The organism is Streptomyces spinosisporus (assembly GCF_022698145.1).
Classification (GTDB): Bacteria; Actinomycetota; Actinomycetes; order Streptomycetales; family Streptomycetaceae; genus Streptomyces; species Streptomyces spinosisporus.
Genome location: NZ_JALDAX010000005.1, coordinates 268,184 through 292,310, shown reverse-complemented (window position 1 = coordinate 292,310; position 24,127 = coordinate 268,184). Strand labels below are relative to the sequence as shown.

Below are 24,127 nucleotides of genomic sequence, written 5' to 3'. Positions count from 1 at the left end.
TTACAGTGCTGAGCTGTCATGCGTCGGGAGGTGCCGGAGGGGAGGTCTTGGTGGACGTGACGACCGGGGCCGTCTGGGGCCGTGTCGAGCAGCAGGACTTCCGGAGCCGGGTGCGCGGCACCCTGCTGGGATCCGCCCTCGGGGACGCGCTGGGAGCGCCCGTCGACGGGCTGCTCTTCGACGAGATCCGGGAGACGTACGGCGCCGAGGGCGTCGTCGATCTCGCCTTCGCCTACGGCAGACGCGGTGCTGTGACCCATCTCACGCAGCTCACCCTGTTCAGCGTGGACGGGCTGATACGGGCCCAGGTCCGCCGCGACACCGGCGCCTGGCATCCGCCGACCGATCTGCACCGGGCGTATCTGCGCTGGGCGGCCACCCAGCGCGACTGGGGGCCCGACGAGCGCCGCAAGGACGACGGCTGGCTGGCGCGCGAGGAGTGGCTCTACGCTCGCCGGGACCCCGCCCGCTCCCTGCTTATCGGGTTCGGCGACGAGACCATGGGCACGCTGGACGTGCCCAAGAACCCCGGCGAGGTCGGGCCCGAGGCGGTCGCCCGTTCCGCGCCCTTCGGACTGCTGGTCGGCTGGGAGCCGCAGCTGGTGGTGCAGCTCGCGGTGGAGTGCGCGGCGCAGACCCACGGGCACCCCATGGGCTATCTCTCGGCGGGGGCGTACGCCGTGATCGTGCACGCTCTGGCCCGCGGCGAGAGTCTCGACGGGGCCGTGCAGCGGGCGCTCGCGCTGCTCGCCGCACGGCCCGGGCACCAGTCGGTCGGGGCCGCGCTGCAGCACGCGCTCGGCGCGGTCCGCCAGGGCATGCCCACACCGGCCCGGGTGGCCGAACTGGCGGGGGACGGCACGGCGGAGGGCGTGCTGGCCGCCGCCGTGTACTGCGCGCTGGTGGGTGAGGACGTCCGCCACGGCCTGTGCCTCGCCGTCAACCACGACGGCCCCTCCGGCGCGACGGCCTGCCTGACCGGCGGCCTCCTCGGCGCCCTGCACGGCGAGACGGCCCTCCCCCCGGCCTGGCTGGCCGAACTGGAAGGCCGCCCCACCCTCCTCGAACTGGCCGACGACTTCGCCATGGAAATGACCCAGGGCCCGGCCCTCCACGGCCCCGCAGGCTCGGCCCCGGGCTGGCTGGCCCGCTATCCCCGCGCCTGACCACGGCCCTACGACGCCCGGCGCACAGGCCCTACTACGCCTTGAACGCGAAACCTACGGCGCCCTGCGCGCAGCCTCCTCGGCGACCTGCTCCAGCCGGTCCCGGTACCGCTTCCACCACTCCGCGTCGTCCGACGGCAGGTTGGGGCTGTTCTCGCGCCAGCCCGCCGCGCCGTCGATCGTCTCGCGCAGGATGTCGGCGTGTCCTGCGTGGCGGTGCGTGTCGGCGATGACGCGGACCAGGGCGTGGTGCAGCGTCACTTCGCTCTGCTCGTCCGGCCACCACGGCACCTTGCCGACCGTGTCCAGCGGCAGTGCCTCGACGGTCGCGTCCGCGTGGGCCCACGCCCTGCGGTAGCGGTCGGCGACGTGCTCGCGCGACTCGTCGGCGGTGGCCCACATGTCCGCGTTCGGGTCGTCGGCGTGGGCCTCCTCGGCCCAGGGGCTCGGCTCGCCGGAGGGGCGGCCGAACGTGTCGCCCAGGTAGCCCAGTTCGACGAAGGTCACATGCTTGACCAGGCCCAGCAGATTGGTGCCGGTCGGCGTCAGCGGGCGGCGGATGTCGTACTCCGGCAGGCCTTCGAGCTTCCACAGCAGGGCGTCGCGGGCGTCCTGCAGATAGCGGAGGAGGTCGGCCTTGGGGTCGGTCGGTGTCATGCGGCCAGTCTGCACGTCTGCACGCAGAAGGGCCCGGACCGCATGTCACGGCCCGGGCCCTCACGCATTGCTGACGGGACGTCAGTCCTTCACCGCCGTACGCCCGGTGACATCCTCCACCTCGCCCGCCGGCGCCGGAACGGCCACCGCCGCGCTGTCGTCGTCGGTGTTGATCTTCTCGATGACCACCAGCCGGTCGGGGGTGTCCTCCGGCTTCAGGTAGCCGACGAGGATGTACAGCACCAGGGAGACGGCCAGCGGGATCGACACCTGGTACTGGAGCGGGACGCCCCCGTCGACGTTCCAGCTGATCGGGTAGTTGACCAGCCAGAAGGCCAGCAGCCCCATCGCCCAGCTGACGAGCGCCGCCGTCGGGCCGGAGCGCCGGAACGGCCGCAGCAGACCCAGCATCATCGGGATGGCGATCGGACCCATCAGGCCGGCGACCCACTTGATGACGACGGTGATGATGTCCTTGAACGTCGGCGAGTTGACCTGCGTCGCCACCGCCATCGACAGACCGAGGAACACCACCGTGGTCACCCGCGCCGCGATCAGACCGGAACGCTCGTTCCAGGCCCGCGCCGCGCGCGACACCACCGGCGCCACGTCACGGGTGAACACCGCCGCGATCGCGTTGGCGTCGGAGGAGCACATGGCCATGGTGTGGGAGAAGAAGCCGACGATCACCAGGCCCAACAGGCCGTGCGGCAGCAGCTGTTCGGTCATCAGGCCGTAGGAGTCGGAGCCGTCCGGCTTCTGGGCGTGCACCAGCAGCGGCGACATCCACATCGGGAAGAAGAGGACGACCGGCCAGACCAGCCACAGCACCGCCGACAGCCGCGCCGACCGCTCGGCCTCACGGGCGCTGCCCGTCGCCATGTAGCGCTGGGCCTGGTTGAGCATGCCGCCGTTGTACTCGAAGAGCTTGATGAAGAGGAACGCCAGCAGGAAGACCGTGCCGTAGGGGCCCACCAGCGGCTTGTCGTGGCCGTGCAGGGCCGGCTGGTCGAAGGCGTCGAAGAGGCCGATGCCCTTGTCGTTCAGCTTCAGCACCACCGCGACGAACATCGAGATGCCCGCCAGCAACTGGATGATGAACTGTCCCAGTTCGGTCAGCGCGTCCGCCCACAGGCCGCCGATCGTGCAGTAGATGGCGGTGATCGCGCCGGTGATCAGGATGCCCTGGTTGAGCGTGACGCCGGTGAAGACCGACAGCAGCGTCGCGATCGCGGCCCACTTCGCGGCGACGTCCACGATCTTCAGCAGCATGCCCGACCAGACCAGCGCCTGCTGGGTCTTGAGGTCGTAGCGGTTCTTCAGGTACTCCAGCGGCGAGGCCACATGGAGCCGTGAGCGCAGCCGGTTGATGCGTGGCGCGAACAGTTTCGAGCCGATGGCGATGCCCAGCGCGATCGGGAACGACCAGGTGACGAAGGACGTCACGCCGTAGGTGTAGGCGATGCCCGCGTAACCCGTGAACAGGACCGCGCTGTAGCCCGACATGTGGTGCGAGATGCCGGACAGCCACCACGGCATCTTCCCGCCGGCCGTGAAGAAGTCGCTGACATTGCCCACTTGCTTGTGGGACCAGATGCCGATGGCCACCATCACGCCGAAGTAGCCGATGAGCACGGCCCAGTCGAGACTGTTCATGAGCCCCCTTCCAGGGTCCGCCTTGTGAACCGCGCTCAGTTGGTTGGCACTTCGCCTGAGCGGGGTAGGGGCGAGGCAAGCCGGGAGAGGCCGCGAAGTGCCCGCTCATCGTGGGTGCGGTTGCGCGGACACGACAAGCGGACGTAGGGTCAAGAGCAAGTAAAGATGTTCGTCTTGCTGACCTCTGTTCACTCACATGAACAAATGGTGATGGTGCAGGTGACCCGTCAGCGCATCAGCTCCCCGGCGTTGACCAGCAGCGACTGCCCCGTGATGGCCCGCGCGCGGTCCGAGGCCAGGAACACCGCGGCGTCCGCCACATCCCCGTCGGTCGCCAGGTCCGGCAGCGCCATCCGGCCGGTGAGGCGCCCCAGCACCTCGGGCTCGGGCACGCCCTCCGTGTGGGCCGTGAACTGCACGTACGCCTTGACCGGCGGGCCCCACATCCAGCCCGGCAGCACGGTGTTGACCCGGATGCGGTGCGGGCCGAGCTCCCGGGCGAGGGAGTACATCGCACTGGTCAGCGCGCCCTTCGAGGCCGCGTACGCCGCCTGCCGGACCTGGCTGGGAGCCGCGACCGACGACTGCGTCCCGATGAACACCACCGCGCCCCCGTGCGCCTTGAGCGCCGGCAGACAGGCCCGGGTCATCCGCAGCGAACCCAGCAGGTTCACGTCGATCACCGACTGCCAGGTGGCGAAGTCCGCATCCTCCAGGCCGCCGAAGTAGCTGTCCCAGGCGGCCACATGGACGACCGCGTCGATCCGCCCGAACCGCTCCCGCGTGAGTTCCGCGAGCTGTTCGCACTGTGCCTCGTCCGTGATGTCGGTCGGCCGGTACGCCGTGTGCGTGCCGTCCGGATCGATCTCGGCGGCGCTCTTGGCGAGGTTGGCCGCGGTGCGCGCCCCGAGCACCGCGTTCCCGCCGTCGCGCACGACGGCCGCCGCGACCTGATGCCCGAGCCCCGCGCCGACCCCCGACACGACGACCGTCTTGCCCGCAAGCAGTGACATGACCGACCTCCGCACTGACCCTGGCGCATTTTCTGACGGAGCGTCAGAGTATGGGCGAGCGGCCGACGAAGGAAGGGATACGCCCATGTCCGAGGAGAGCGGCACCCGCAGCGAGACGTATGCGGAACTGGCCGCGGTGGGGCCCTACGGGATCCACCCGGGCCACGCCCTGATCACCATGGTCGAGCCCCACCCCGGCCATGAGTACGCCTACAACCGCTGGTACGAGGACGACCACTACTACGCCGGCGCGATGGCCATGCCCTGGATGTACGCCGGACGCCGCTGGGTGGCGACCCGCGACCTCCAACTCCTGCGCTACCCCGAGAAGTCGGCGATCGCCCAGCCGGTCACCGCGGGCTGCTACCTCTCGACGTACTGGATCACCGACGGCCGCTACGACGACCACATGAAGTGGACCGTCGCCATCAACAAGCGCCTCAACCGCGACGCCCGGGTCTACCAGGACCGTACGCATGTCTTCACCGCGTTCCAGGACCACGAGGCGACGGTCTACCGGGACGGGGCCGCGGGGCCCCGCGACTTCCACGCCCTCGACCATCCCTACGCGGGGCTGGTCGTCGAGGTGATCCACGCGGAATCGGCCGAGCAGCGCCGGGAGTTGCTGGCATGGCTGCGCGCACGGCATCTGCCGAAGCGGGTGGCGGGCTCCCCGGCCGCGATGGTGACCGTCTTCCGGCCCACTCCGCTGCCCGGCGACCGCATGACCTACGTCAAGCAGGTCGAGGGCGTCGACACCAGGCTGACCCTGCTGTGGTTTCTGCAGGCGGACCCGCGGGAGTGCTGGGAGGGGTACTTCGCGGATCTGGGCGCGCCCGTTCAGGAGGCCGGGCTGGGGAGGGTGGAACTGGTGGCGCCGTTCGTCCCGACCGTGCCCGGGACGGACAAGTACGTCGACCGGTTGAGGTGAAGGAAACCGGCCTGCTGCGGCCGGGCACAAGCCGAGCCCCCTCGGCAAGGACGGCGAACTGGACGAGAGGGCTCTTCATGTGGTGCTTGTGAAGCGGTGGTGCTTGTGCAGTTGTGGAAATCGAATGCGAGGATCAGGAAGATCCTCCCCTTACGCCTTGATCGAACCGACGAAGGCGTTCCACGCGTCGGCCGGGAAGGCCAGTACGGGCCCCTCGGGAACCTTGGAGTCCCGGACGGCCATGGCCGCGCGGATCGGTGACTTGATCTCGACACACGCGCCGTTGCCCGTGGAGTACGAGGACTTGGTCCACGTACGCGTGGCGCCCTGACGAATTGCCATTTTTGCTCCGAATTGCCAGTTGTTGAGTTGCTGTCACCGCACACCGGATCCGGCTCCGGACCCACAGCACGGTTTGCGCCAACCTCTGGTGTGTGGTGGCGTGATCGACGCTACTCGCCAACCCCGGCGTACGAAGTGACCATTCACTCGACCGGGTGGCATATTCCAGATGAGTCTTCCAGTAATGCCCAAAGAAGGTGTACTGTGCGTCGCTTCAGCGGGCGTACTCCTTCGCGATGTCCGCGATGAACTGCCGTGACTGGTCCGGATTCAGGGCCTGGGCGCGCAGATGCTCGTACATCACGCTGTACTTCTGCACGTCGTTGGCCTTCTCCAGATACAGGTCGCTCGTGACGCCCTCGATGTAGACGACGCTGGAGTCGGCCGCGTCCGGGAACTCCAGGATCGCGTACTGGCCGTTGAGGCCGGGATGCGCCCCCATCTCGAAGGGGATGACCTGCACGGTGACGTGCGGCAGCTGCGACTGCTCGACGAGCTGCTCCAACTGGTCGCGCATCAGGGAGCGGTTGCCCACCACGCGGCGCAGGGCCGCCTCGTCCATCACCGTCCACAGCCGCAGCGGGTTGTCCGGGGCGGTGATTCGTTCCTGCCGGCGCAGGCGCACCTGGACGCGCTTCTCGACGTCGGTCGCCGCGGTCTCGGGGAGCGCCCCCGTGATCAGGGCCTCCGCGTACTGCCTGGTCTGCAGCAGACCGGGCACCACCTGGGGGTCGTAGACACGCAGGCTCGCCGCGTCCGTCTCCAGGCCGATGTACACGCTGTAGGGGATGTCGCCGAAGGAGTGCCACCAGCCCTGCTGGCGCGAGTCCTTGGCCATCTGCATCAGCGAGTCGACGATGCGGTGGTCCTCCACCTCGTAGACACCGCACAGATCGCGTACGTCGCGCTGGCTGATGCTGCGCCGGCCGTTCTCCAGCCGGCTGATCTTCGACTGCGACACCAGCAGCCGCTCCGCCACTTCCTCGGCCGTCATGCCCTTGAGCTCACGGAGCCGGCGCAGCTCCTGGCCCAGCCGGCGTCGCCTGACGGTGGGATTGACATTGGACGCCACGGGACGTGCACCTCCGGCTGCGTGACTCGACTTGCCACTTTGCGTATCTGCTGTTGAGCAGACTGCCACCAAGGTGCTCCGTGCCGCTGGCAAACGGATGGATATGCGCTGCATACGCGCCAGTCGGCCGCCGCCGCGACATGCGGCCGCGCGGGACGGCGGACCGCTGCGGCATCCGTGGGCACGGATGGACACAGCGGTTCGCCGCCCCGCGCGGACCAGCGGCTCCCGTACCGGGTCTTGGGGACTGCCTGTTCAGGCTCGGTGCGGCGCTCGGCGGTGCGTGGTGCTGCGGTGCTGCGGTTGTGCACGTACGTGCTGTACGCGTGCGGTTTCGTGCCGCCCGTCGTGGTGCGCGGCTCAGTGCGCCACGACGCGCGCCATGGAACCGCGGCGCGGCTGCATCGGAACACCGCGGGCGGGTTCCGCTGCGGACCTGGACGGTCCGGCCGGCTGGCGCCCGGACGGCGAGGCCGGGCTGCGGCGCGGCTGGGCGGCCACGCCGTTCTGGACATCCATCACGGCGTGCGCCACGAGGCCGCCCATGGGGTCGTGCCTGATCAGATCCCGCAGCCGGGAGCGCGAGGACCGACCCTCGTTGCCCGGATACAGGTGCTTGCCGAGGCCGACCGCGTGCGCCAGGGCGGCGAGCGCCGCGGTCCGCGGGTCCGGCGGTACGCCGGTACGGATCGCGGAGTCCAGCCGGGCCCTGATCTCCCGGCTGATCTCGGTGTCCGTCGCCTGGTAGCGAGTCGTCGGCAGCACTCCGCACATCTGGCCCGGCACGGCATGCACCATGCCGCACCGCTCCAGATGCGAGAGATAGGTCTGGCGCAGCCCTAGCCGGGGCCCGCCGATCCAGTGGACGGCACGCACGGGAGCGCCACGCCTTCGCAGCAACTCCAATGCGCAGTCCAGAGTTGGATCTCCAGTCGGCCGTGGGGCCACCACGGCGATACGATCCCCGTCTGGGGCTATCCGTCCGGCCAGCGCCAGCTCCACTAGCTGTGCTCCGGCCAGACCGAGGTCGAGCGACTGCGGCTGTGCAGTGGTACCCGTGGTCGGGTCCAATGCCAGCAGCAGAAGCTCCTCCGGAATTGTTCTGCGGCTCCTGCCCATCCATGCCTCCCCGCGTGGATGAAAGACAGGGTGACCCCTCTCACATTGGTCTGTCGAGAGTGCGTGACCTCTTTGTGAGGGAACCGGTAGGTATGTCGTTCTCGTCTACCGCAGGGGTTAAGCCCGCACACAGGACACTGGTACATGGTTCGGACAGCGCGTTTGAGCGGTGTTCCGGGCGGCGGTTCACGGTTCGGTAGCGCACGCGGGGCGTGCGGCAGGAGGAGGCATCGGTGGCGGGCGAGTCCCCCGACAGGTCGAAGAAGCGCGCGTCGTCGGCAGAACCGACGTCGGGGAGCACGGGCCCGGTTCCCGAGGCCCGCACAGAGAACCAGACCACACGCGACCCACGCCTGGCGGTGGCCCAGGACATCAGGGGCGGCGTGGACACGGCGACGCGGGTGTTCTCGGTGCGGGGCGCGACAGGGGTCGACGCCGGCGCCGGCGTGAGCGCCGACCGCGGGGAAGGTGCCGCGAACGCGGGCGGCAACCGCGATGGTGGTGCCGCAGGAGCGGACGAGGACCGCGGGGAAGGTGCCGCGGGCGCGGGCGGGGACGTCGAGAAGGGCGCCGCGAGCGGGGACGGTGATCACGATGGTGGTGCGGCGGGCCGGGACGAGGACCGCTCGGAAGGTGCCGCGGGCGGGGGCGGGGACCGCGAGGAACGTGCCGTAAGCGCGGATGAGGACCGCAGGGAAGGTGCCGTAAGCGCGGACCAGGACCGCGAGGAAGGTGTCGGGAGCGGCGGAGACGTTTCCGCGGATGGTGCGGCAGAGGGTGACGAGGGCGGCGCGTCGAGTGACGTCCCGGGCGGCTCGTCGGGCGACGACCGCCTGCGCGCGGCTGTGGCGGCCTGGGTCCGCTCCGGCGACTCCAAGGACGCTGAAGCCGCCCCGGGCCGCGAGAAGCCCGCCGAGGGCGCCGGAACGGATGATTCCGGCGACGCGGAGGGCGGGAGCGACTCCGCGAAGGACGCCTCCGGCGCTGCTACGGCCACTGCTTCCACGCCGGCCGATTCCAAGGCGGCCGACTCCGCGGACGCCGGGCCCGAAGAACCGAAGCCGGCCACCCCCGCTGACGACTCGGAGGCGGGCTCCGAAGCAGATGCTCCTGCCGCTGGCGAGAGCTCAACCCCGGCGACCGACGCCCCTGCGACTGGTGCAGGCGCCGCCCCCAAGGCCGACGCCCCCACCACCGGCGACGCCCCTGCCTCTCAGGCGGGCGTGCCCGCGGCCGACGCGGCTACCGCCTCCAAGGCGGGCGCGCCCGCTGCTGGTGCGGACCCTGGCCCGAGGGCCGATGGCCCCGCGGCCGGTACGGGTGCTGCCCCCAAGGCCGACGCCCCTGCCTCCCGGGCGGGCGCGTCTGCGGACGGCGCGGCCACCGCTTCCGAGGCGGGCGGTCCTGCCGCTGGTGCGGACCCTGGCCGGAAGACCGACGCCCCCGCGACCGGTACGGGCGCTGCTGCCAAGGCCGGTGCTCCGGCCGACGGCAAGGATGCCGACAGGACCGACGGCGCCTCGGACGAGCCCGAGCCGTCGAGTGCCAAGCCCGCGGACGAGCCCAAGCCGTCTGGGGCCACCCCCTCCGGGAAGCCTCAGGCCTCGGAGGGCGATCCCTCCGGGAAGTCCCAAGCCCTGGGAGGCGCCCCCTCCGAGAAGCCTCAAGCCTCGGAGGACGCCCCCTCCGGCAAGTCCCAGGCCCCGGGAGGCGCCCCCTCCGCAACGCCCAAGACCCCCGGAGGGGACCCCTCCGCAAAGTCCAAGCCCCCGGCGGGCAAGCCCGTCGATCAGCCCACCGCTGTCTTCAAGCGGCCGCAGGCCAAGCCTCAGGTGGATCAGCCGACCACGATGCTGAAGCTCGGGGATGTGCCGAAGGGGCCCGAGAAGGAGGCGCCCGCGGCGGAGCGGACCAGTAAGTTCGTGGCGCTCAGGCCGTTGGACGAGCCGGGGACGCGGAGGCCGGCGGATGCGACGGCGCAGGTTCCGCAGGTCGGTCCGGAGCGCACGGCGCAGCAGCCCCTGCCGCCGAAGCCGCCGATGGATCTGCTGGCCGAGCTGACGAACACCCCGCCCCCGCCGCAGACCCCGGTCCGCACGCTCGTCCGCCGCGTCAAGATCTGGACCCCGCTGGTCCTCCTCCTGGTGATCGTCTTTGCGATCGTGCAGGCCGTCCGCCCCCTGCCCACCCCCACGCTCGCCCTGACCGCCGAGGACTCCTACACCTTCGACGGCGACAACGCGGCCCTCCCGTGGCCGAACGAGGGCCAGGGCTGGATGGACGTCAACGGCATCGGCACGATGGGGAACTTCGGCAAGCAGACCCCCGTCGCGATCGGCTCCGTGGCGAAGGCGATGACCGCGTACCTCGTCCTCAAGGACCACCCGCTGAAGCCGGGCGCCGAGGGCGAGAAGATCACCGTCGACGCGCTGGCGGAGAAGGAGGGCGGCTACGACAAGGACGGCGAGTCCACCCTCAACACGGTCAAGAAGGGTGACGTCCTCACCGAACGCCAGGCCCTGTCGGCCATCATGATCCCGTCCGCGAACAACATCGCGCGTCTGCTGGCCCGTTGGGACGCGGGCTCCGAGGCGGCGTTCATCAAGAAGATGAACGACACCGCCAAGGACCTCGGGATGAAGAACACGACGTACACGGACGCCTCCGGCCTGAAGGAGTCCACCGTCTCCACCGCCCAGGACCAGGTGCTGCTCGGCAACGAGCTGGTGAAGATCCCGGCCCTGATGGAGATCACCAAGCTGCCCAACTGGATCGACCCGTCCGGCCACAAGTGGCGCAACTACAACGCCCTGGTCCCCTTCAACGGCGCCCTCGGCATCAAGACCGGCACCACCACCAAGGCCGGCGGCAACCTGCTCTTCGCCGCCACCAAGGAGGTCGGCGGTGAGACGGTCACCGTCGTCGGCGCGATCCTCGGCCAGCACACCGCGCCGATCATCGACACCGTCAACGCCGTCAGCAAGACCGCGATGCTCGCCGCCCGCGACGCCCTGACCTCCACGAAGATCCTCAAGAAGGGCTCCGTGGTCGGGTACGTGGACGACCGGCTCGGCGGCCACACCCCGATCGTGCTGACCAAGGACGTCACCGCGGTCGGCTGGGCGGGCCTGAAGGTGAAGCTGTCCTTCGAGGGCGACGACGTACCGCACTCCGCGAAGGCCGGCACCCAGGTGGGCACCCTCACCGTGGGCGACGGCTCGAACGGCGCGGTCAAGGTCCCGGTCGCGCTGCAGAAGGATCTCGCCGAGCCCGGCTTCGGCGCGAAGCTGAAGCGCCTCGGCTGACCCGGGCCCACCCCGGGTCACGAGCGCGACACCGCGGCACCCCGCCGAGGCGCCCACCAGGGAGCCCACCGGCGGGGTGCGTGCTAGCGTCACGAATCGGGGCAGGACGTCGCTCGCGGTCACGCGACTGGGAACCCCCGGGGACGCAGCCGCGAACGGGCGGACAACGGGACGCGTCCAGAACAGAAGACGGGACACCACGGGGAGTGCCTTCAGGTGGCCACTGCGGAGCCGACACGCGCCGACGACGCCGATCCGGGCCCGGGAACCGGCCCGCGAATACGCGTGCCCGCACCGCGCGCGGACGGACGTGACTCCGGCCGTACGCAGGACGGTGCACAGGGCGGTCCGTCACGCGTGATGTCCGCCTTTCTCGCCCTGCGCGAGCGTCTGCTGCGCCACCCGGTGCTCTCCGTCACCGCCCTGTCGGGCATCCTGCACATCGTCTGGTTCTTCACGTCCGCGAACAGCGGCGGCGACCTCGCCGCGCAGGATGCCTGGGCCGAGTTCGTCGGCCGGCACCCGGACTCGGCGTACAACCTGGCCTGGTACGGCGGGATGCACCCGGTGTCGTACAGCATGGTGTCGCCGTATCTGATGTCGGTGCTCGGTGTCCGTACGACGATGATGATCTCGGGGACCGTCTCGGCCGGGCTGCTGACGATGATCCTCATCCGCAGCCGTTCGGTGAAGAACCCGCTGTGGGCGTCGCTGGCGGGCGTCTTCGCGTTCCTGTGCAACGCCGCCTCGGGCCGGGTGACCTTCGGCCTGGGCACCGTGTTCGCGCTCGGCGCGGTCGCCGTCGTCTTCTGCTGGCCCCACAAGTGGCGCTACAAGCGCTGGGCGAAGGCCCTGTGCGCGGCGCCGCTGGCCGCGCTGGCGACGATGTCGTCCCCGGTCGCGGGTCTGTTCGTGGGCCTCGTCGCGGTCGCCCTGTTCCTGCAGAAGCGCCGTCCCGGCGCCTGGGCCCTGGGCATCGCGCCGACGCTGGTCGTGGCGGTGTCGGCCTGGCTGTTCCCCTTCTCGGGCACGCAGCCGATGGAGTTCGCCTCGGTGATCCTGCCGTTCCTGTGCTCGGTCGTCGTCTTCATGGTCGTACCGAAGAACTGGACGACCGTCCGGCTGACCTCCGCGGTGTACGCCCTGTCGGTGCTCGCGGTGTGGCTGGTCAGCTCGCAGATCGGCTCCAACATCACGCGTCTGGCGATGCTCTTCGCGGGGGTGGCGCTGATCGCCGCGCTGCCGTTCACGGTGCCGCGCTCGCGCAACTGGTACGTCACCGTGGTGACCTTCGTCGGCTTCACCTTCTGGATCGGGTTCAAGGCGGTCGACGACGTCGTCCACACCACGCCGGCCGCGTCCTGGGCGCGCGAGCTGGCGCCCCTGGTCAACGAGTTGCAGGACGTCGGCGCCGAGCGGGGCCGCGTCGAGGTCGTGCCCGCCGCCTCCCACCGCGAGGCCTCCGCGCTCGCGCCCTACGTCAACCTCGCCCGCGGCTGGAACCGCCAGGCCGACATGGAGCGCAACCCCCTCTTCTACGACGACACCCTCAACTCGGCGAACTACCACGAGTGGCTGCAGCGCTGGTCCGTCCACTTCGTCGTGCTGCCGAAGGGCGCGCCCGACGGCGACGGCGGTGAGCGCGAGCGGGAGCTGGTCCAGCGGGGCATGCCGTATCTGAAGCAGGTCTGGGGCGACGCCAACTGGCAGCTGTTCAAGGTCACCGACCCCACCCCGCTCGCCGACCCGCCCGCCGTCGTCGACCGTGCCGAGCAGGGCGAGCTGACCATCGAGGTCAAGAAGCCCGGCCGGGTGCTGATCCGCGTCCCCTACTCCCCGTGGCTCGGCCTGGTCGACGCCAAGGGCAAGGGCGTCAAACCGCCGAAGGAGACGGAGGCCTCCAAGCACCGCGCCGACGGCATGCCCAAGTCCTACGACAACGTCAACGGCTGTCTGATGCAGACGGAGGAGGACGACAAGGGCGACAAGTGGACGCTGCTGGTGGCGCCCAAGGCGGGGACGTACCGGCTGGGGGCGCCGTACCAGCTGCCGCGGGGCACCCCGTGCCCGGACGAGCTGAAGTGACCGCGCGCCGCCCCCTGCCGTCCGTCCGGCTCCGCTAGGCGAGGGCGCTCTCCACCGCGGTCACGACCTCCGCCGCCTCCGGCTCGGTCTGCGGGGAGAAGCGGGCGACCACCTTGCCGTCGCGGCCGATCAGGAACTTCTCGAAGTTCCAGCGGATGTCGCCGGTGTGGCCCTCGGCGTCGGCGAAGCCGGTCAGCCGCTGGTAGAGGGGGTGCCGGCCGTCGCCGTTCACCTCGACCTTCTCGGTCATGGGGAAGGTCACGCCGTACGTCGCCGAGCAGAACTCGGCGATCTCCTCGGCGCTGCCCGGCTCCTGGCCCATGAACTGGTTGCAGGGCACGCCGAGGACGGTGAAGCCCTGGCCGGCGTAGCGCTCGTGGAGGCGCTCCAGGCCGGAGTACTGCGGGGTCAGCCCGCACTTGGAGGCCACGTTCACGATGAGGACGGCCTGTCCCGCGTACTGGGACAGGTCGGCGGAACCACCCTGGAGGGCGCCGATCTCCACATCGAGGGGAGCGGCGCCGTTGCTGTCTGCAGTCGTCATGAGCGGATGCTAACTCCGCTCCGTGTCACGCCGGTTCTGCGCCTCCGTCAGGACGTCACCGGCCGTCGTCCGTGCGTACAGGACCGAGCGGCCCGCCCGCCGCCGGTCCACCAGGCCTGCGTCGAGCAGCACCTTCAGATGCCGGCCCACCGAGCCGAGGCCCTGCCCGGTCACGGCGGTCAGCTGGGTCGTGCTCATGGGGGAGGAGAGCAGGACGAGGACCTCGGCGCGGTGGGCGCCGAGCAGGGCGCCGAGCGACTCGGGGACGGTGTCCCCGGGGCCGCCGGCCAGGGCGCCCAGACACGGGTAGACCTTGGCGTACCGCTCACGCCCCTCCCAGGACACCCAGCCGTGCCGCTGCGGGGTGACCGGCACGAAGATCAGCTCGGCGCCCGAGAGGTCGCGCGGCGGATACTCCTGCTCATTGACCTGCAGCCGGTTCTCGCCGAGCCAGCGCGTCCGGCCGGGCCGCAGCCCCTCCAGTACGGCCGCCCAGCCGCCCTGACCGACCTGCGCGGTGCGGGCGGCCACATCGGCCTCGAGGACGCGTCGGCGCCGCGGCCAGTCGGGCCGTACCGCCGACTCCCACACGAACTCCAGCAGGGCCGCCGCCCGTTCGGGCAGGTCGTCCCGCTGCAGTTCGGCGGGGAGCGGGGCGCCCATGAGGGAGACGACGAGATGCGCGCGGGCCGCCTCGGGACGGGCCGCCCGGACGCGCGCCACTCCGTCCTCGAACGTCTCCCCGTCCCTCGGCGTCGGCGTGAGGAAGTCCGCGATCCAGCCCCGCCCCAGGCCCGCGCGCACCAGCAGCGCGGTGACCGGGTCGGCCGCGATCCTGCGCCGGTAGGCGGGCAGGTGGTCCCGCAGCCAGGCCTGCTCGCCCGGGTGCCCGCCCACGCCCGAGTGCAGGAGCTTCAGGCTCGCGAAGGTCTCCGCGAGCGGTGAGAGCACGAACCGGCTGCGGGCGAGGGTGTCGGCGCTGATCTGCCACCAGCCCATGGCGTCCTGACCTTTCGCGTGTCGGCGAAACAGTACCCGCGCTCCGAGGGCGTTCCCAGACTCACGGCATGCGCAGCTACCGAGATCTGTTCCGCACCCCGGAGTTCACCCCGTTCTTTCTCGCCTCCGCCGCCCAGACCGCGGCCCAGACGATCGGCGGTCTGGCGCTCGGCACCCTGGTCTACGGCGTCACCGGGTCGCCGCTGCTGTCGGCGGTGAGCATGTTCGGGCCGCAGCTCGCGCAGGTGCTCGGCGCCACGGTCCTGCTGTCGGGCGCCGACCGGCTGCCCCCGCGGACGGCACTGACCGGCATCGCCCTCGCCTTCGCCGCCGCGACGACGGTCCTCGCGGCCCCCGCCCTGCCCATCTGGGGCGTCTTCACCGTCATCCTCCTGGAAGGCCTGGTCGCCTCGCTCGGCGGCGGTGTGCGCTGGGGGCTGCTGAACGAGATCCTCACCAAGGACGGCTATCTGCTGGGGCGTTCGGTCTTCAACATGCTCTCCGGGCTCATGCAGATCACCGGGTTCGCGACCGGTGGCGCCCTGCTGACGGTCCTGTCGCCACGCACCTGTCTGCTCCTCTCGGCGGCGCTGTACGCCACTTCCGCCCTCGGCACGCGCCTCGGCCTGAGCGCCCGCCCACCGCGCTCCTCGGGCCGCCCGTCCGCCCGCGAGACCTGGCGCACCAACGCCCTGCTGTGGTCCTCGCGCCCACGCCGCCTCACCTACCTCGGCCTGTGGCTGCCCAACGGCCTGGTCGTCGGATGCGAGTCCCTCTACGTCTCCTACGCCCCCCACGCGGCCGGCGCGCTGTTCGCCTGCGGGGCGCTGGGCATGTTCGCCGGCGACGTCACGGTGGGCCGCCTCGTACCGCCCACGCTGCGCCCCCGGCTCGCCACCCCGCTGCTGACGCTGCTCGCCACGCCGTACCTGATCTTCGCGCTGCATCCGGCGCTGCCCCTCGCGGCCCTCGCGGCGGCCCTCGCCTCGGTCGGCTTCGGCGCGAGCCTGGTCCAGCAGGAACGCCTGATGACACTGACCCCGGACGAACTGAGCGGCCACGCCCTGGGGTTGCACTCGTCCGGCATGCTGACGATGCAGGGCGTGGCCGCAGCCGTGGCAGGCTCGATGGCCGGCCTCACCTCACCCGCCACGGCGATCACCGCGATGGCGCTCGCATCCCTCGGGATGACGCTCGCGCTGGCCACCGCCGGTCGTCGGACGCGTGCACGTGAGTCGGCGGCCGCTCTGCAGGAGTCGTAGGGGCCGACAGGGGCCGCAAGCGGATAGAAGGGGCTATACGAGGGGTTCGTCGCCGAGTTGGAGCAGGGAGCGGGCGCTCTGGGGGGCGCCTGCCTGGGTGGTGGTGGCCGCGGCTTCCGGGAAGAGGCGGCCCCAGGCGCGGGCTCGGCCCAGGGCGCCGAGGCGCCAGGCCTGGCGGAGGGCGCGGCGCAGGTCGTGGGGGGTGTGGCCGTTGCCGGTCCAGGGTTCGAGATAGGCGTCCCGCAGCCGGGGCAGCACCTCGGGGCCGTAGCGCTCGACGGCGTGTCCGGCGGGCACCACGAAGCTGCAGAAGGGGTGCGAGACGTTGGCGTCGCCCCAGTCGAAGAAGGTGAACCGGCCCGGGGCCGGCACGAAAACCTGTCCCGGGTGCACGTCCGCGTGGTCGAGCGAGTCCGCGATCCCGAGCCCGGCGAGCTCCTCGCACCAGCGCACCAGACGGGGCCGCAGCCCGTGCAGCACCGCGCGCTCCTCGTCCGTCAGGGCGCCGTTCTCCGCCACGAGCCGGTCGAAGAGGCCGGGCAGCGCGGCCGTACGGGCCCCGGGCACCCCGAGGGCCTCGATCTTCCCGGCGTACGGCACCAGGGAGCGCTGCAGGTCGGCGTACTGCCGCAGCAACTCCTCCCAGGTGCGGGGGTCGTCCGGCCCGTTCTCCAGCACGTCCGCCAGTCGCGGTCCCCCGTCGGGCAGCAGCGCCCAACCCCGGCCCGCGTCCACGGCGACCGGCTTCAGCACATGCTCCGGCACCCATCCGGCGAGCGCCTCGGTGAGCCCCGCCTCGAACAGACCGGCCGGCGGACTGGCCTTGAACCACACCGCCCCGGCCCCCTCGACCGGCAGCCGCACCAGCACCGACCAGGGCCGCAGCCGTACCCGCCGCGGTCCGCACACACGCAGCCCGTGCGCGGCCAGCTCGCCGGCCACCCACTCCAGGGCAGCCGTACGCCACTCGGGCCGCTCCCAGGGCGTCACGACATCCGTGTGCCGCCCGCGGTCGACGACCTCGGCCGTCGTATCACCGTCCATCGCTCCATCCCATCACCGCGGGCAGCGGCGAAGCATCTGCATTAGCGTCGACACAGGGCGACCATTCGGGAGGCGGCGCACCATGGGCGACTACGTGGAACTGCCCGGCGTCAGGACGTGGTACGAGACCGACGGCGCCGCGGACGCCGAGCCGCTGCTCCTGCTGCACGGCGGCCTGTGCACGAACGAGACCTGGGCGGCCCAGCGCCCCGGGCTCGCGGCGGCGTACCGCCTGTTCCTCCCGGAGCGGCGCGCCCACGGCCACACCCCCGACGTCGAGGGCCCGCTGTCGTACACGGACATGGCGGGCGACACCGTCGACTTCCTCGACACGGTCGTGCGGGGCCCCGCCCACCTCGTCGGCTGGAGCGACGGCGGGATCGTCGCCCTGCTGGTGGCGCTCGCCCGTCCCGACCTGGTCCGCAAGGTCGTCGCCGTCGGGGCCAACTTCCGCCCCGCCCCCGAGATCCTCGCCGACCCGGCGATGATCGAGCACATGGCGGACGACGGTCCCGAGATGGCGCCGCTGCGCGACCTGTACACCGCCGTGACCCCCGACGGCGCCGACCACTGGCCGGTCGTCCTGCGCAAGATGGCCGCGATGTTCGCCGTCGAGCCGACGCTGACGACGGCGGAGCTGTCCCGCATCACCGCGCCCACCCTGGTCGTGGCCGGCGACGACGACATGATGACGCTGGAGCACACGGTCGACCTCTACCGCGCCGTCCCCGACGCACAGCTCGCGGTCGTCCCCGGCGCCTCGCACGCCGTACCCCTGGAGAAACCGGAGCTGCTGAACACCCTGATCCTGGACTTCCTCACGAAGGACGCCGCTCCGACGATGTTTCCGGTGCGCAGAGGGCGGGCGGACGCGTCCTGAGGTCCGCTCAGCTCTCGGCGCTGAGGGTCCGGTGGGGAGCGTGGTGGTAGGTCTCGCGGTACAGGGAGGCGAACCGGCCCGGGTGGTGGAAGCCCCAGCGGGCGGCGATCTCGGTGACCGTGACATCGGTGGTGGGGTCGGCGGCCACCAGGTCACGATGGGCCAGCGCCAGCCGCACCCGGCGCAGATGGGCGAGCGGCGTCGTGTCCAGATGGCGCCGGAACGCGTACTGCAGGGCCCGTACGGTGACATGGGCGGCCGCGGCGATCTCGGCGACGGTGACCGGCTCGTCGGCGTGGTCGTCGATGTGGGCGAGGGCGCGGCGCAGGACCGCCGGATGCCCGTCGCGCGAGTCGGTGTCCGGCCCCTCGGCGAGCGCGGTGCTGGGGAACGTGGACAGCACCACCGCCGCCAGATGCTGCGCGGCGGTGGACGCCACCAGGGGCTGCTCGGCGAGGGCCGGGTCGTTGAGCACGTGGTCGCGCAAGTAGCCGATCGTGCGCACCAGTTGCCCGCCGGCCTCGGCGGACAGCGGCCGGTGCCCGGTCAGCCGTACCGGCTGCTCGCCGGGGCCCGCCGCGACGCCCGCCACCTGGGACAGCAGGGCGGGATCCAGCATGGTGACGTCGTAGCGCGCGTTGCATATCCGCCCGCTGAACGGCAGGTCGGGCGGGGCCAGCAGCACCGCGTCACCGGGGCCGAAGGAGTCCTCGACACCCCGGACGGCGTGGTCCCGGACGACGCCCTCGTGCACGACGCACAGGCAGAATCTGCCGAGCGGCGTGACCGAGTACCTCATCTCGAAGTCGAGGTCGATCTCGTCGATGCTCACCGGGGCGATGCCGGTGCGGCGGACACGGACACGGCTGGGACCGGGCACGTTGCTGCCGATGCGCATGGTGGCGTAGGCACGGCTGAGGAAGTCTTCGGTCACCGCCAGGTCGTCGCTCTCGAAAGTCAGCCTCTCCATGGATGTCACTTTCCCGTGAAGGTTCCATGCATGTACGCGCTGATCAGGCCCTTTTCGTTTTCTGTACGAATCCGGGTGAGGCTGTTCGCCTGAGGGCTGTCGCCGGCGCCCGGCTGCGCGGAGGCTTCGGACATGATCGGAGACGACGAAGGCGCGGACCGGGTGGCGTCGCTGCAGGCGGAGGTGCTCCAGCTCCGGCGCGCCGTGGAGTCGCACGCTCTCGTCGATCAGGCCATCGGTGTCGTCATCACCGTGGCCGGACTGCGCCCCGATCAGGGCTGGCAGGTCCTGAAGCACATCTCCCAGCACACCAACCTCAAGCTGCGCGAAGTCGCCCGCTGCCTGGTCGGCTGGCCCTCCGGCAGCCCCCTGCCCGACGTCATCCGCCGGGCCCTGCCCCACGCGGTCGACCACGCACGCCGTGTGGGGGCCGACGGTGCGGTCGCGGTGGCGGCAGTCGCATGTGGTTCACCCTGAGGTCACCCGGACGTTGTTGCAGAGTTGTCGAACAACAGTGTGGTGAACCTTTGGCCAACGGCATACGCTCCCACTGATCAACTGGCCACTCAGGCCGGTTGAGGACTCAGTGGGGGGATCCATCCATGCGCGCATCCATGCGCCTCGGCCTGCTCGGCACCAGTGCCGCGCTGGTCGCCACCGCCCTCGGTGCCACCGCCGCCCAGGCGGAGGACGGCGGCTCGGGCGACATCACGATCGACAAGGTCGTCGTCAACGGCGGCAAGCCGGTCGTGGTCGGTACCACCAACGTCGTCTCCGCCAAGGTCTCCGTGACCGCGTCGGACGACTCGGGCATCGCCGAGACCACGTACATCAGCGCCTTCGGCCCGAGCCCGAACTACGCCCAGATCTGGGCGGACGACGGCGACATCACCTGCGTGAAGGTGAGCGCCACCACGTCGACCTGCTCGGGCACCCTGACGTTCGACCCGAAGGCCTCGACGGGCTTCGTCAACAACGCCGCGGCGGCCACCTGGGACCTGCGCACGCTGGTCTCCGCCAACGACTACGACTACATCCACCGCGACGCGGCCACCACGTTCAAGGTGCAGCGCTACTCGAAGCTGACGGTCAACGCCGCCCCGGAGCCGGTGAAGAAGGGCAAGACCATCACGGTCACCGGCAAGCTCTCCCGGGCCAACTGGGAGGACAACCAGTACCACGGCTACACCAACCAGTCGGTGAAGCTGCAGTTCCGCAAGAAGAACAGCAGCACCTACACCACGGTGAAGACGATCAAGACCAACTCGACGGGCAACCTCAAGACGACCGTCACCGCCTCCACCGACGGCTACTACCGCTACAGCTTCGCGGGCACGGCGACCACTCCGGCGGTCAACGCGGCGGGCGACTTCGTGGACGTGCAGTAGCTGTGCACTGAGTGACGTCGCTAGTAGACGATGGAGAGAACCCGGCACGCCGCTTCGGCGAGCCGGTGTTCTCCTCGCACATGGGCACGGGCCAGGGCATCCGCAGGATCGACGGCCCGGGTGGACACCCGCCAGAGGGTCTCCGTATCCAGCTCTACGGCCGCGGTGGGGCGGCCGTTCGGTGCCTCGCCCAACGACCACCGCTCTGCCGTCGCCGTCACGGTCCAGCTGCCGCCGCCCGGACCGTCGGCGATCACCTGGACTTGCGTCCCCGTTGGCGCCGGCGTGTGTCGCAGCGTGTGGGGCAGGGCCCGCATGAACGTGTCGAGAACCGTGCCCAGGGCCCGCGGCTCCGGGTCCGTGCCCAGACCGGTGGCGTAGCGGATCTGCTGCCGGTGCGTCCAGTACTCGGTGAACTCCCGGGCGATGTCCAGCCACGCCGGCGCGGGATCGATCCCCGCCCACGAGACCCCCAGGGCGGCCGCGTCCAGATCGGCCACGGCGAACTGCCGGGCCAGCCGGCCGCCCTCCCGCTCCAGGTCGCCGATGAGCGCAGCGGGACTGTCCTCGGCGTGCAGCTCCACCCACTCCTGATTCGTACGGTGAATGAACCCCTCCAGCGACTCACCGTCGGCGAATCCACCCCGGTAACCGTGGCCAAGACGCCCGTAGTAGTCACCAAGAACATGAGCGGCCACGTCATGCACCGTCCATTCCCCGGCGGCCGCCCTGCCCCAGTCCGAGGGCGCCAGCCCCCGCAAGGTGTCGACCAACGCCCGCCCCTCGGCCTCGAACGACGCCCGCGCGTCGATCGGCCGGCCCAACCAGGTCGGTCGCATGCTCAAGCGCCTCTCGTCGCGGCATCGCCCCCGAGCTGCCACATCTCGTAGTTCCCGCATTCCGCGGTGATCTCGGCCGTCGAGCGGGCCGCCGTGACGAAGTCGTCCACCACCGGTGAGGTGTGCGAGGCCGAGACCGCGAGGCACACCTGGTCGGGTGCCAGGGTCGGGATCGGCACGTAGACGACGTCCGGATGGGAGTAGAAGACGGACGCCGAGCGGGCCAGGAAGGAGATGCCGCGGCCGGCCGCGACATGCTCCAGCGTCTCGTCCACCCCGCGCACCGGATACCCGGCATTGCGGAGCGGGCGTTCGGTGGGCTGTGTGCTCGGGTCGCCGTGCCAGACCAGCGGTTCACCGGCGAGGTCGGCCTCGGTGATCTCCTCCTTGCCGGCGAGCCGGTGCCCTGCGGGCAGCACCGCGACCCGCGGCTCGGTGTACAGCGGGGTGATACGCAGACCGGACTCGTCGATGGGCAGCCGTACGTAGCCGACGTCGATGCGGCCGTCGAGCAGCATCGCGGCCTGGTCGTCCCCTTCGATCCGCTGCACGTCCACGATCACGCCCGGATGCCGCTCCTCGAACGCACGGGCCGCCGGCGTGACGGCGATACCGGCCCGGAAACCGACCATCAGGCGTCGCTTGCCGCCCGCGGCCGCGGACACCCGGCGGCGGAGCGCGTGCGTCGAGGCGAGCAACGGACCGGCGTCGGCCAGCAGTTGCCGCCCCGCCTCCGTCAGCTCCACGCCGTGGCGATCCCTGGTGAACAGCGCGGCGCCGAGGTCCTGCTCCAGTGCGCGGATCTGCCGGCTGAGCACCGGCTGCGCGATGTGGAGCTCCTCGGCGGCACGGCCGAAATGCAGCTGGTCGGCCACTGCGACGAAGTACCGCAGTTTCCGCAGATCCAGGTCCGAATTCAGATTCATAAAACCCCCAGCCCGTGATACCTCCAGGGTATCACCACGCATTCAACAGGTCTTGGACGTCACTCGAGCGCGATGGCAGCCTGAATGGCAGGCCCTCAAGGGCGCCGAATCGAATTCGGCACAGTAATGCCGCACCGGCATTTCTCGAAAACACCACATCGCTGAGAGCAGGAACACCGATGACCAACAGCATCAGCATTGTCGGACTGGGGCACATGGCCCGTGCTCTGGCCGGCCGCGCGCTCGCCGGCGGCAACACCGTCGAGCTCGTCGGCCGCGACCAGGCCAAGGCCAAGGAACTGGCCGCCACGCTCGGCGGCGCCACGGTGGGGACGTACGGGACCGCCCCGGCCGGGGACCTCGTGATCCTCGCCGCGCCGTACGCCGGCGCGGTCGCGGTGGTCAGGGAGTACGGGGACGCACTGCGCGGCAGGACCATCGTCGACATCACCAACCCCGTAGCCCCCGACCTGCGAGGATTCGTCGTCCCGCGCGACAGTTCCGGCGCACAGGAGATCGCCGGGGCGGCTCCCGGCGACGCGCACGTCGTCAAGGCCTTCAACACGGTGTTCTCGCACGTTCTGGCGTCCGAGACCGCCGAGGGCCGCCCTCTGGACCTGGACCGTCCGCTGGACGTGTTCATCGCCGGCGACGACGCGCAGGCGAAGGCGCGGGTGTCGGAGTTCGTCGAGAGCCTGGGCCTTCGCCCCTGGGACACCGGGGAACTGTTCATGGCGCGGGCATTGGAGAACGTAGGCCTGATGGAGCTGGGCCTCATGAAGAACTCCGTGAAGCACGTCAATTTCTCCCTCGGAATCACCCTTCTCGGCTGAACACACAAAGGACAAAGGAAAGAGAGAGATGCACGTATTCGTCGCCGGGGGGACCGGGCATTCCGGCTCGTACATCATCCCCGAGCTCATCGCCGCGGGACACGAGGTCACCGGCCTGGCCCGGTCGGACGTTTCCGCGGCGGCCCTGTCCGCACTCGGCGCGAAGGTGCGTCGCGGCGACCTCCAGGACCTCGACGGGCTCAAGGAGGCGGCCGCCGACTCCGACGGCGTCATCCACGTCGCCCACCGGCAGGATCTGCTGCCCTCCGGCGGGATGGACGCCGTGGCCGCCGCCGAGCTCCCGATCGTGCACGCGTACGGCGAGGCGCTCGCGGGCACGGGAAAGCCGCTGGTCACGGCGGGAAGCATCGGCTCGCCCGGGGACCTGAGGCGGCCGCTCACCGAGGAGGACCCGGCCCTCCCCTCCGGCGCGGAGCACAAGGGCACCCTGCGGGTCCGCAACGAGGTGGAAAGGGCCGTGATCGACCTGGCCGAGCAGGGCGTACGGTCCTCGGTCGTGCGGATCGCCAACATCGCGCACAGCACGACCGACCGGGCCGGCTTCCTCCCCACGCTGATCGCACTCGCGAAGGAGAAGGGGTTCGTCGGCTACCCCGGCGACGGCGCGAACCTATGGAACGCCGTACACATCCGCGATGTCGCCACCCTGTTCCGTCTGGCGGTGGAGAAGGGGCCGGCCGGCAGGTACTGGCACGCGGTCGCGGACGGGGGCATCCCGTTCCGCGACATCGCCGAGGCCCTCGCCGGCCGCCTGGGCCTGCCCGCCGCGAGCGTTCCCGACGATGCCCTGATGACGCCGGGGTACTTCGGATTCCTCACCAACATCGTCACGCAGAGCTACCCGGCGTCCAACCTCATCACCCGCCGGACCCTCGGCTGGGAGCCCACCCGGGCCGGTCTGCTCGCCGATCTGGACAACGGTCACTACTTTCCGGCGGATTGACGGCAGAAAGCCCGGATCCGGGAGCACATCAAGGTCATGACCCGCGAAAGCTGCACTTGGCGAGTTCGATCTGTTTGCCGGGCCCGCCGGGGGCTACGCAGACAGCAGGCCCGTAGCCCATGGCCCGTCGGA

General features: G+C 70.9%; 23 protein-coding genes. 10 read left to right on the top strand and 13 right to left on the bottom strand.

What is annotated here, in order from left to right; genetic code table 11:
• Positions 1 to 50: 50 nt before the first annotated feature.
• Positions 51 to 1,166: an ADP-ribosylglycohydrolase family protein gene (locus MQN93_RS15900; RefSeq protein WP_016436547.1), complete on the top strand. Its 1,116-nt coding sequence runs from the start codon at positions 51 to 53 to the stop codon at positions 1,164 to 1,166.
• A 54-nt stretch (positions 1,167 to 1,220) separates the two neighbouring features.
• Here MQN93_RS15900 and MQN93_RS15895 read toward each other — a convergent pair whose 3' ends face one another.
• The 3 genes from MQN93_RS15895 to MQN93_RS15885 form a co-directional block, all read right to left on the bottom strand.
• Positions 1,221 to 1,823, bottom strand: coding sequence for a DinB family protein (locus MQN93_RS15895; RefSeq protein ID WP_016436546.1), 603 nt, complete (start codon positions 1,821 to 1,823; stop codon positions 1,221 to 1,223).
• Positions 1,824 to 1,904: 81 nt separating this feature from the next.
• Entirely contained in the window at positions 1,905 to 3,479 is a 1,575-nt protein-coding gene (locus tag MQN93_RS15890) for a sodium:solute symporter family protein (protein ID WP_242709969.1), read from the bottom strand.
• 227 nt (positions 3,480 to 3,706) lie between these two features.
• Positions 3,707 to 4,492 carry an SDR family oxidoreductase gene (locus MQN93_RS15885; RefSeq protein WP_242709968.1) on the bottom strand — a complete coding sequence of 262 codons (786 nt, stop codon included), beginning with the start codon at positions 4,490 to 4,492 and terminating at the stop codon, positions 3,707 to 3,709.
• Positions 4,493 to 4,577: 85 nt separating this feature from the next.
• Between MQN93_RS15885 and MQN93_RS15880 the strand changes: the two genes are divergently transcribed.
• The gene (locus MQN93_RS15880; RefSeq protein WP_242709967.1) at positions 4,578 to 5,423 is read left to right on the top strand and encodes a hypothetical protein; all 846 of its coding nucleotides are present in this window, start codon (positions 4,578 to 4,580) and stop codon (positions 5,421 to 5,423) included.
• A 150-nt stretch (positions 5,424 to 5,573) separates the two neighbouring features.
• Here the strand turns inward: MQN93_RS15880 and MQN93_RS15875 are convergent, their stop codons facing one another.
• The 3 genes from MQN93_RS15875 to MQN93_RS15865 form a co-directional block, all read right to left on the bottom strand.
• The gene (locus MQN93_RS15875) at positions 5,574 to 5,765 is read right to left on the bottom strand and encodes a DUF397 domain-containing protein (RefSeq protein WP_242709966.1); all 192 of its coding nucleotides are present in this window, start codon (positions 5,763 to 5,765) and stop codon (positions 5,574 to 5,576) included.
• 214 nt (positions 5,766 to 5,979) lie between these two features.
• Positions 5,980 to 6,837, bottom strand: a complete 858-nt coding sequence (locus MQN93_RS15870) for a helix-turn-helix domain-containing protein (RefSeq protein ID WP_016436541.1) — start codon at positions 6,835 to 6,837, stop codon at positions 5,980 to 5,982.
• Positions 6,838 to 7,197: 360 nt separating this feature from the next.
• Entirely contained in the window at positions 7,198 to 7,956 is a 759-nt protein-coding gene (locus MQN93_RS15865) for a GOLPH3/VPS74 family protein (RefSeq protein ID WP_242709965.1), read from the bottom strand.
• A 233-nt stretch (positions 7,957 to 8,189) separates the two neighbouring features.
• On the opposite strand from MQN93_RS15865, the gene MQN93_RS15860 reads away from it, so the two are divergent.
• Both MQN93_RS15860 and MQN93_RS15855 read left to right on the top strand, forming a co-directional pair.
• Positions 8,190 to 11,261, top strand: a complete 3,072-nt coding sequence (locus MQN93_RS15860; RefSeq protein ID WP_242709964.1) for a D-alanyl-D-alanine carboxypeptidase — start codon at positions 8,190 to 8,192, stop codon at positions 11,259 to 11,261.
• A gap of 216 nt (positions 11,262 to 11,477) precedes the next feature.
• Positions 11,478 to 13,346, top strand: coding sequence for a DUF8823 domain-containing protein (locus tag MQN93_RS15855; RefSeq protein WP_016436538.1), 1,869 nt, complete (start codon positions 11,478 to 11,480; stop codon positions 13,344 to 13,346).
• A gap of 34 nt (positions 13,347 to 13,380) precedes the next feature.
• On the opposite strand, the gene MQN93_RS15850 is transcribed toward MQN93_RS15855, so the two are convergent.
• Positions 13,381 to 13,890 carry a glutathione peroxidase gene (locus MQN93_RS15850; RefSeq protein WP_016436537.1) on the bottom strand — a complete coding sequence of 170 codons (510 nt, stop codon included), beginning with the start codon at positions 13,888 to 13,890 and terminating at the stop codon, positions 13,381 to 13,383.
• Between the two features lie 9 nt (positions 13,891 to 13,899).
• On the bottom strand, positions 13,900 to 14,889 hold the full coding sequence (locus tag MQN93_RS15845) for an ArsR/SmtB family transcription factor (protein WP_242709963.1): 990 nt from the start codon (positions 14,887 to 14,889) through the stop codon (positions 13,900 to 13,902).
• 68 nt (positions 14,890 to 14,957) lie between these two features.
• On the opposite strand from MQN93_RS15845, the gene MQN93_RS15840 reads away from it, so the two are divergent.
• Positions 14,958 to 16,151, top strand: coding sequence for an MFS transporter (locus MQN93_RS15840; RefSeq protein ID WP_242709962.1), 1,194 nt, complete (start codon positions 14,958 to 14,960; stop codon positions 16,149 to 16,151).
• Positions 16,152 to 16,184: 33 nt separating this feature from the next.
• On the opposite strand, the gene MQN93_RS15835 is transcribed toward MQN93_RS15840, so the two are convergent.
• Entirely contained in the window at positions 16,185 to 17,195 is a 1,011-nt protein-coding gene (locus MQN93_RS15835; RefSeq protein WP_242709961.1) for a phosphotransferase, read from the bottom strand.
• A gap of 82 nt (positions 17,196 to 17,277) precedes the next feature.
• Here MQN93_RS15835 and MQN93_RS15830 point away from each other — a divergent pair, with 82 nt between their 5' ends.
• Positions 17,278 to 18,075: an alpha/beta fold hydrolase gene (locus MQN93_RS15830; protein ID WP_242709960.1), complete on the top strand. Its 798-nt coding sequence runs from the start codon at positions 17,278 to 17,280 to the stop codon at positions 18,073 to 18,075.
• A gap of 7 nt (positions 18,076 to 18,082) precedes the next feature.
• Here MQN93_RS15830 and MQN93_RS15825 read toward each other — a convergent pair whose 3' ends face one another.
• Together MQN93_RS15825 and MQN93_RS43930 are read right to left on the bottom strand one after the other, a co-directional pair.
• Complete coding sequence (locus MQN93_RS15825; RefSeq protein ID WP_242709959.1) at positions 18,083 to 19,045, bottom strand: helix-turn-helix transcriptional regulator; 963 nt, start codon at positions 19,043 to 19,045, stop codon at positions 18,083 to 18,085.
• A gap of 5 nt (positions 19,046 to 19,050) precedes the next feature.
• Positions 19,051 to 19,179, bottom strand: coding sequence for a hypothetical protein (locus MQN93_RS43930; RefSeq protein ID WP_278190808.1), 129 nt, complete (start codon positions 19,177 to 19,179; stop codon positions 19,051 to 19,053).
• Here MQN93_RS43930 and MQN93_RS15820 point away from each other — a divergent pair.
• Both MQN93_RS15820 and MQN93_RS15815 read left to right on the top strand, forming a co-directional pair.
• Positions 19,178 to 19,522, top strand: a complete 345-nt coding sequence (locus tag MQN93_RS15820) for an ANTAR domain-containing protein (protein ID WP_242709958.1) — start codon at positions 19,178 to 19,180, stop codon at positions 19,520 to 19,522. The genes MQN93_RS43930 and MQN93_RS15820 overlap by 2 nt on opposite strands.
• Before the next feature lie 125 nt (positions 19,523 to 19,647).
• A complete protein-coding gene (locus MQN93_RS15815; RefSeq protein WP_016436530.1) occupies positions 19,648 to 20,433 on the top strand; it encodes a single-stranded DNA-binding protein in 786 nt (261 codons plus the stop codon).
• Between the two features lie 20 nt (positions 20,434 to 20,453).
• Here the strand turns inward: MQN93_RS15815 and MQN93_RS15810 are convergent, their stop codons facing one another.
• Together MQN93_RS15810 and MQN93_RS15805 are read right to left on the bottom strand one after the other, a co-directional pair.
• On the bottom strand, positions 20,454 to 21,272 hold the full coding sequence (locus tag MQN93_RS15810) for a maleylpyruvate isomerase family mycothiol-dependent enzyme (protein ID WP_242709957.1): 819 nt from the start codon (positions 21,270 to 21,272) through the stop codon (positions 20,454 to 20,456).
• Between the two features lie 2 nt (positions 21,273 to 21,274).
• Positions 21,275 to 22,198 carry a LysR family transcriptional regulator gene (locus tag MQN93_RS15805; RefSeq protein ID WP_242709956.1) on the bottom strand — a complete coding sequence of 308 codons (924 nt, stop codon included), beginning with the start codon at positions 22,196 to 22,198 and terminating at the stop codon, positions 21,275 to 21,277.
• A 179-nt stretch (positions 22,199 to 22,377) separates the two neighbouring features.
• On the opposite strand from MQN93_RS15805, the gene MQN93_RS15800 reads away from it, so the two are divergent.
• Both MQN93_RS15800 and MQN93_RS15795 read left to right on the top strand, forming a co-directional pair.
• On the top strand, positions 22,378 to 23,031 hold the full coding sequence (locus tag MQN93_RS15800) for an NADPH-dependent F420 reductase (protein WP_242709955.1): 654 nt from the start codon (positions 22,378 to 22,380) through the stop codon (positions 23,029 to 23,031).
• Between the two features lie 28 nt (positions 23,032 to 23,059).
• On the top strand, positions 23,060 to 23,995 hold the full coding sequence (locus tag MQN93_RS15795) for an SDR family oxidoreductase (protein WP_242709954.1): 936 nt from the start codon (positions 23,060 to 23,062) through the stop codon (positions 23,993 to 23,995).
• The last annotated feature ends 132 nt before the right edge of the window (positions 23,996 to 24,127 follow it).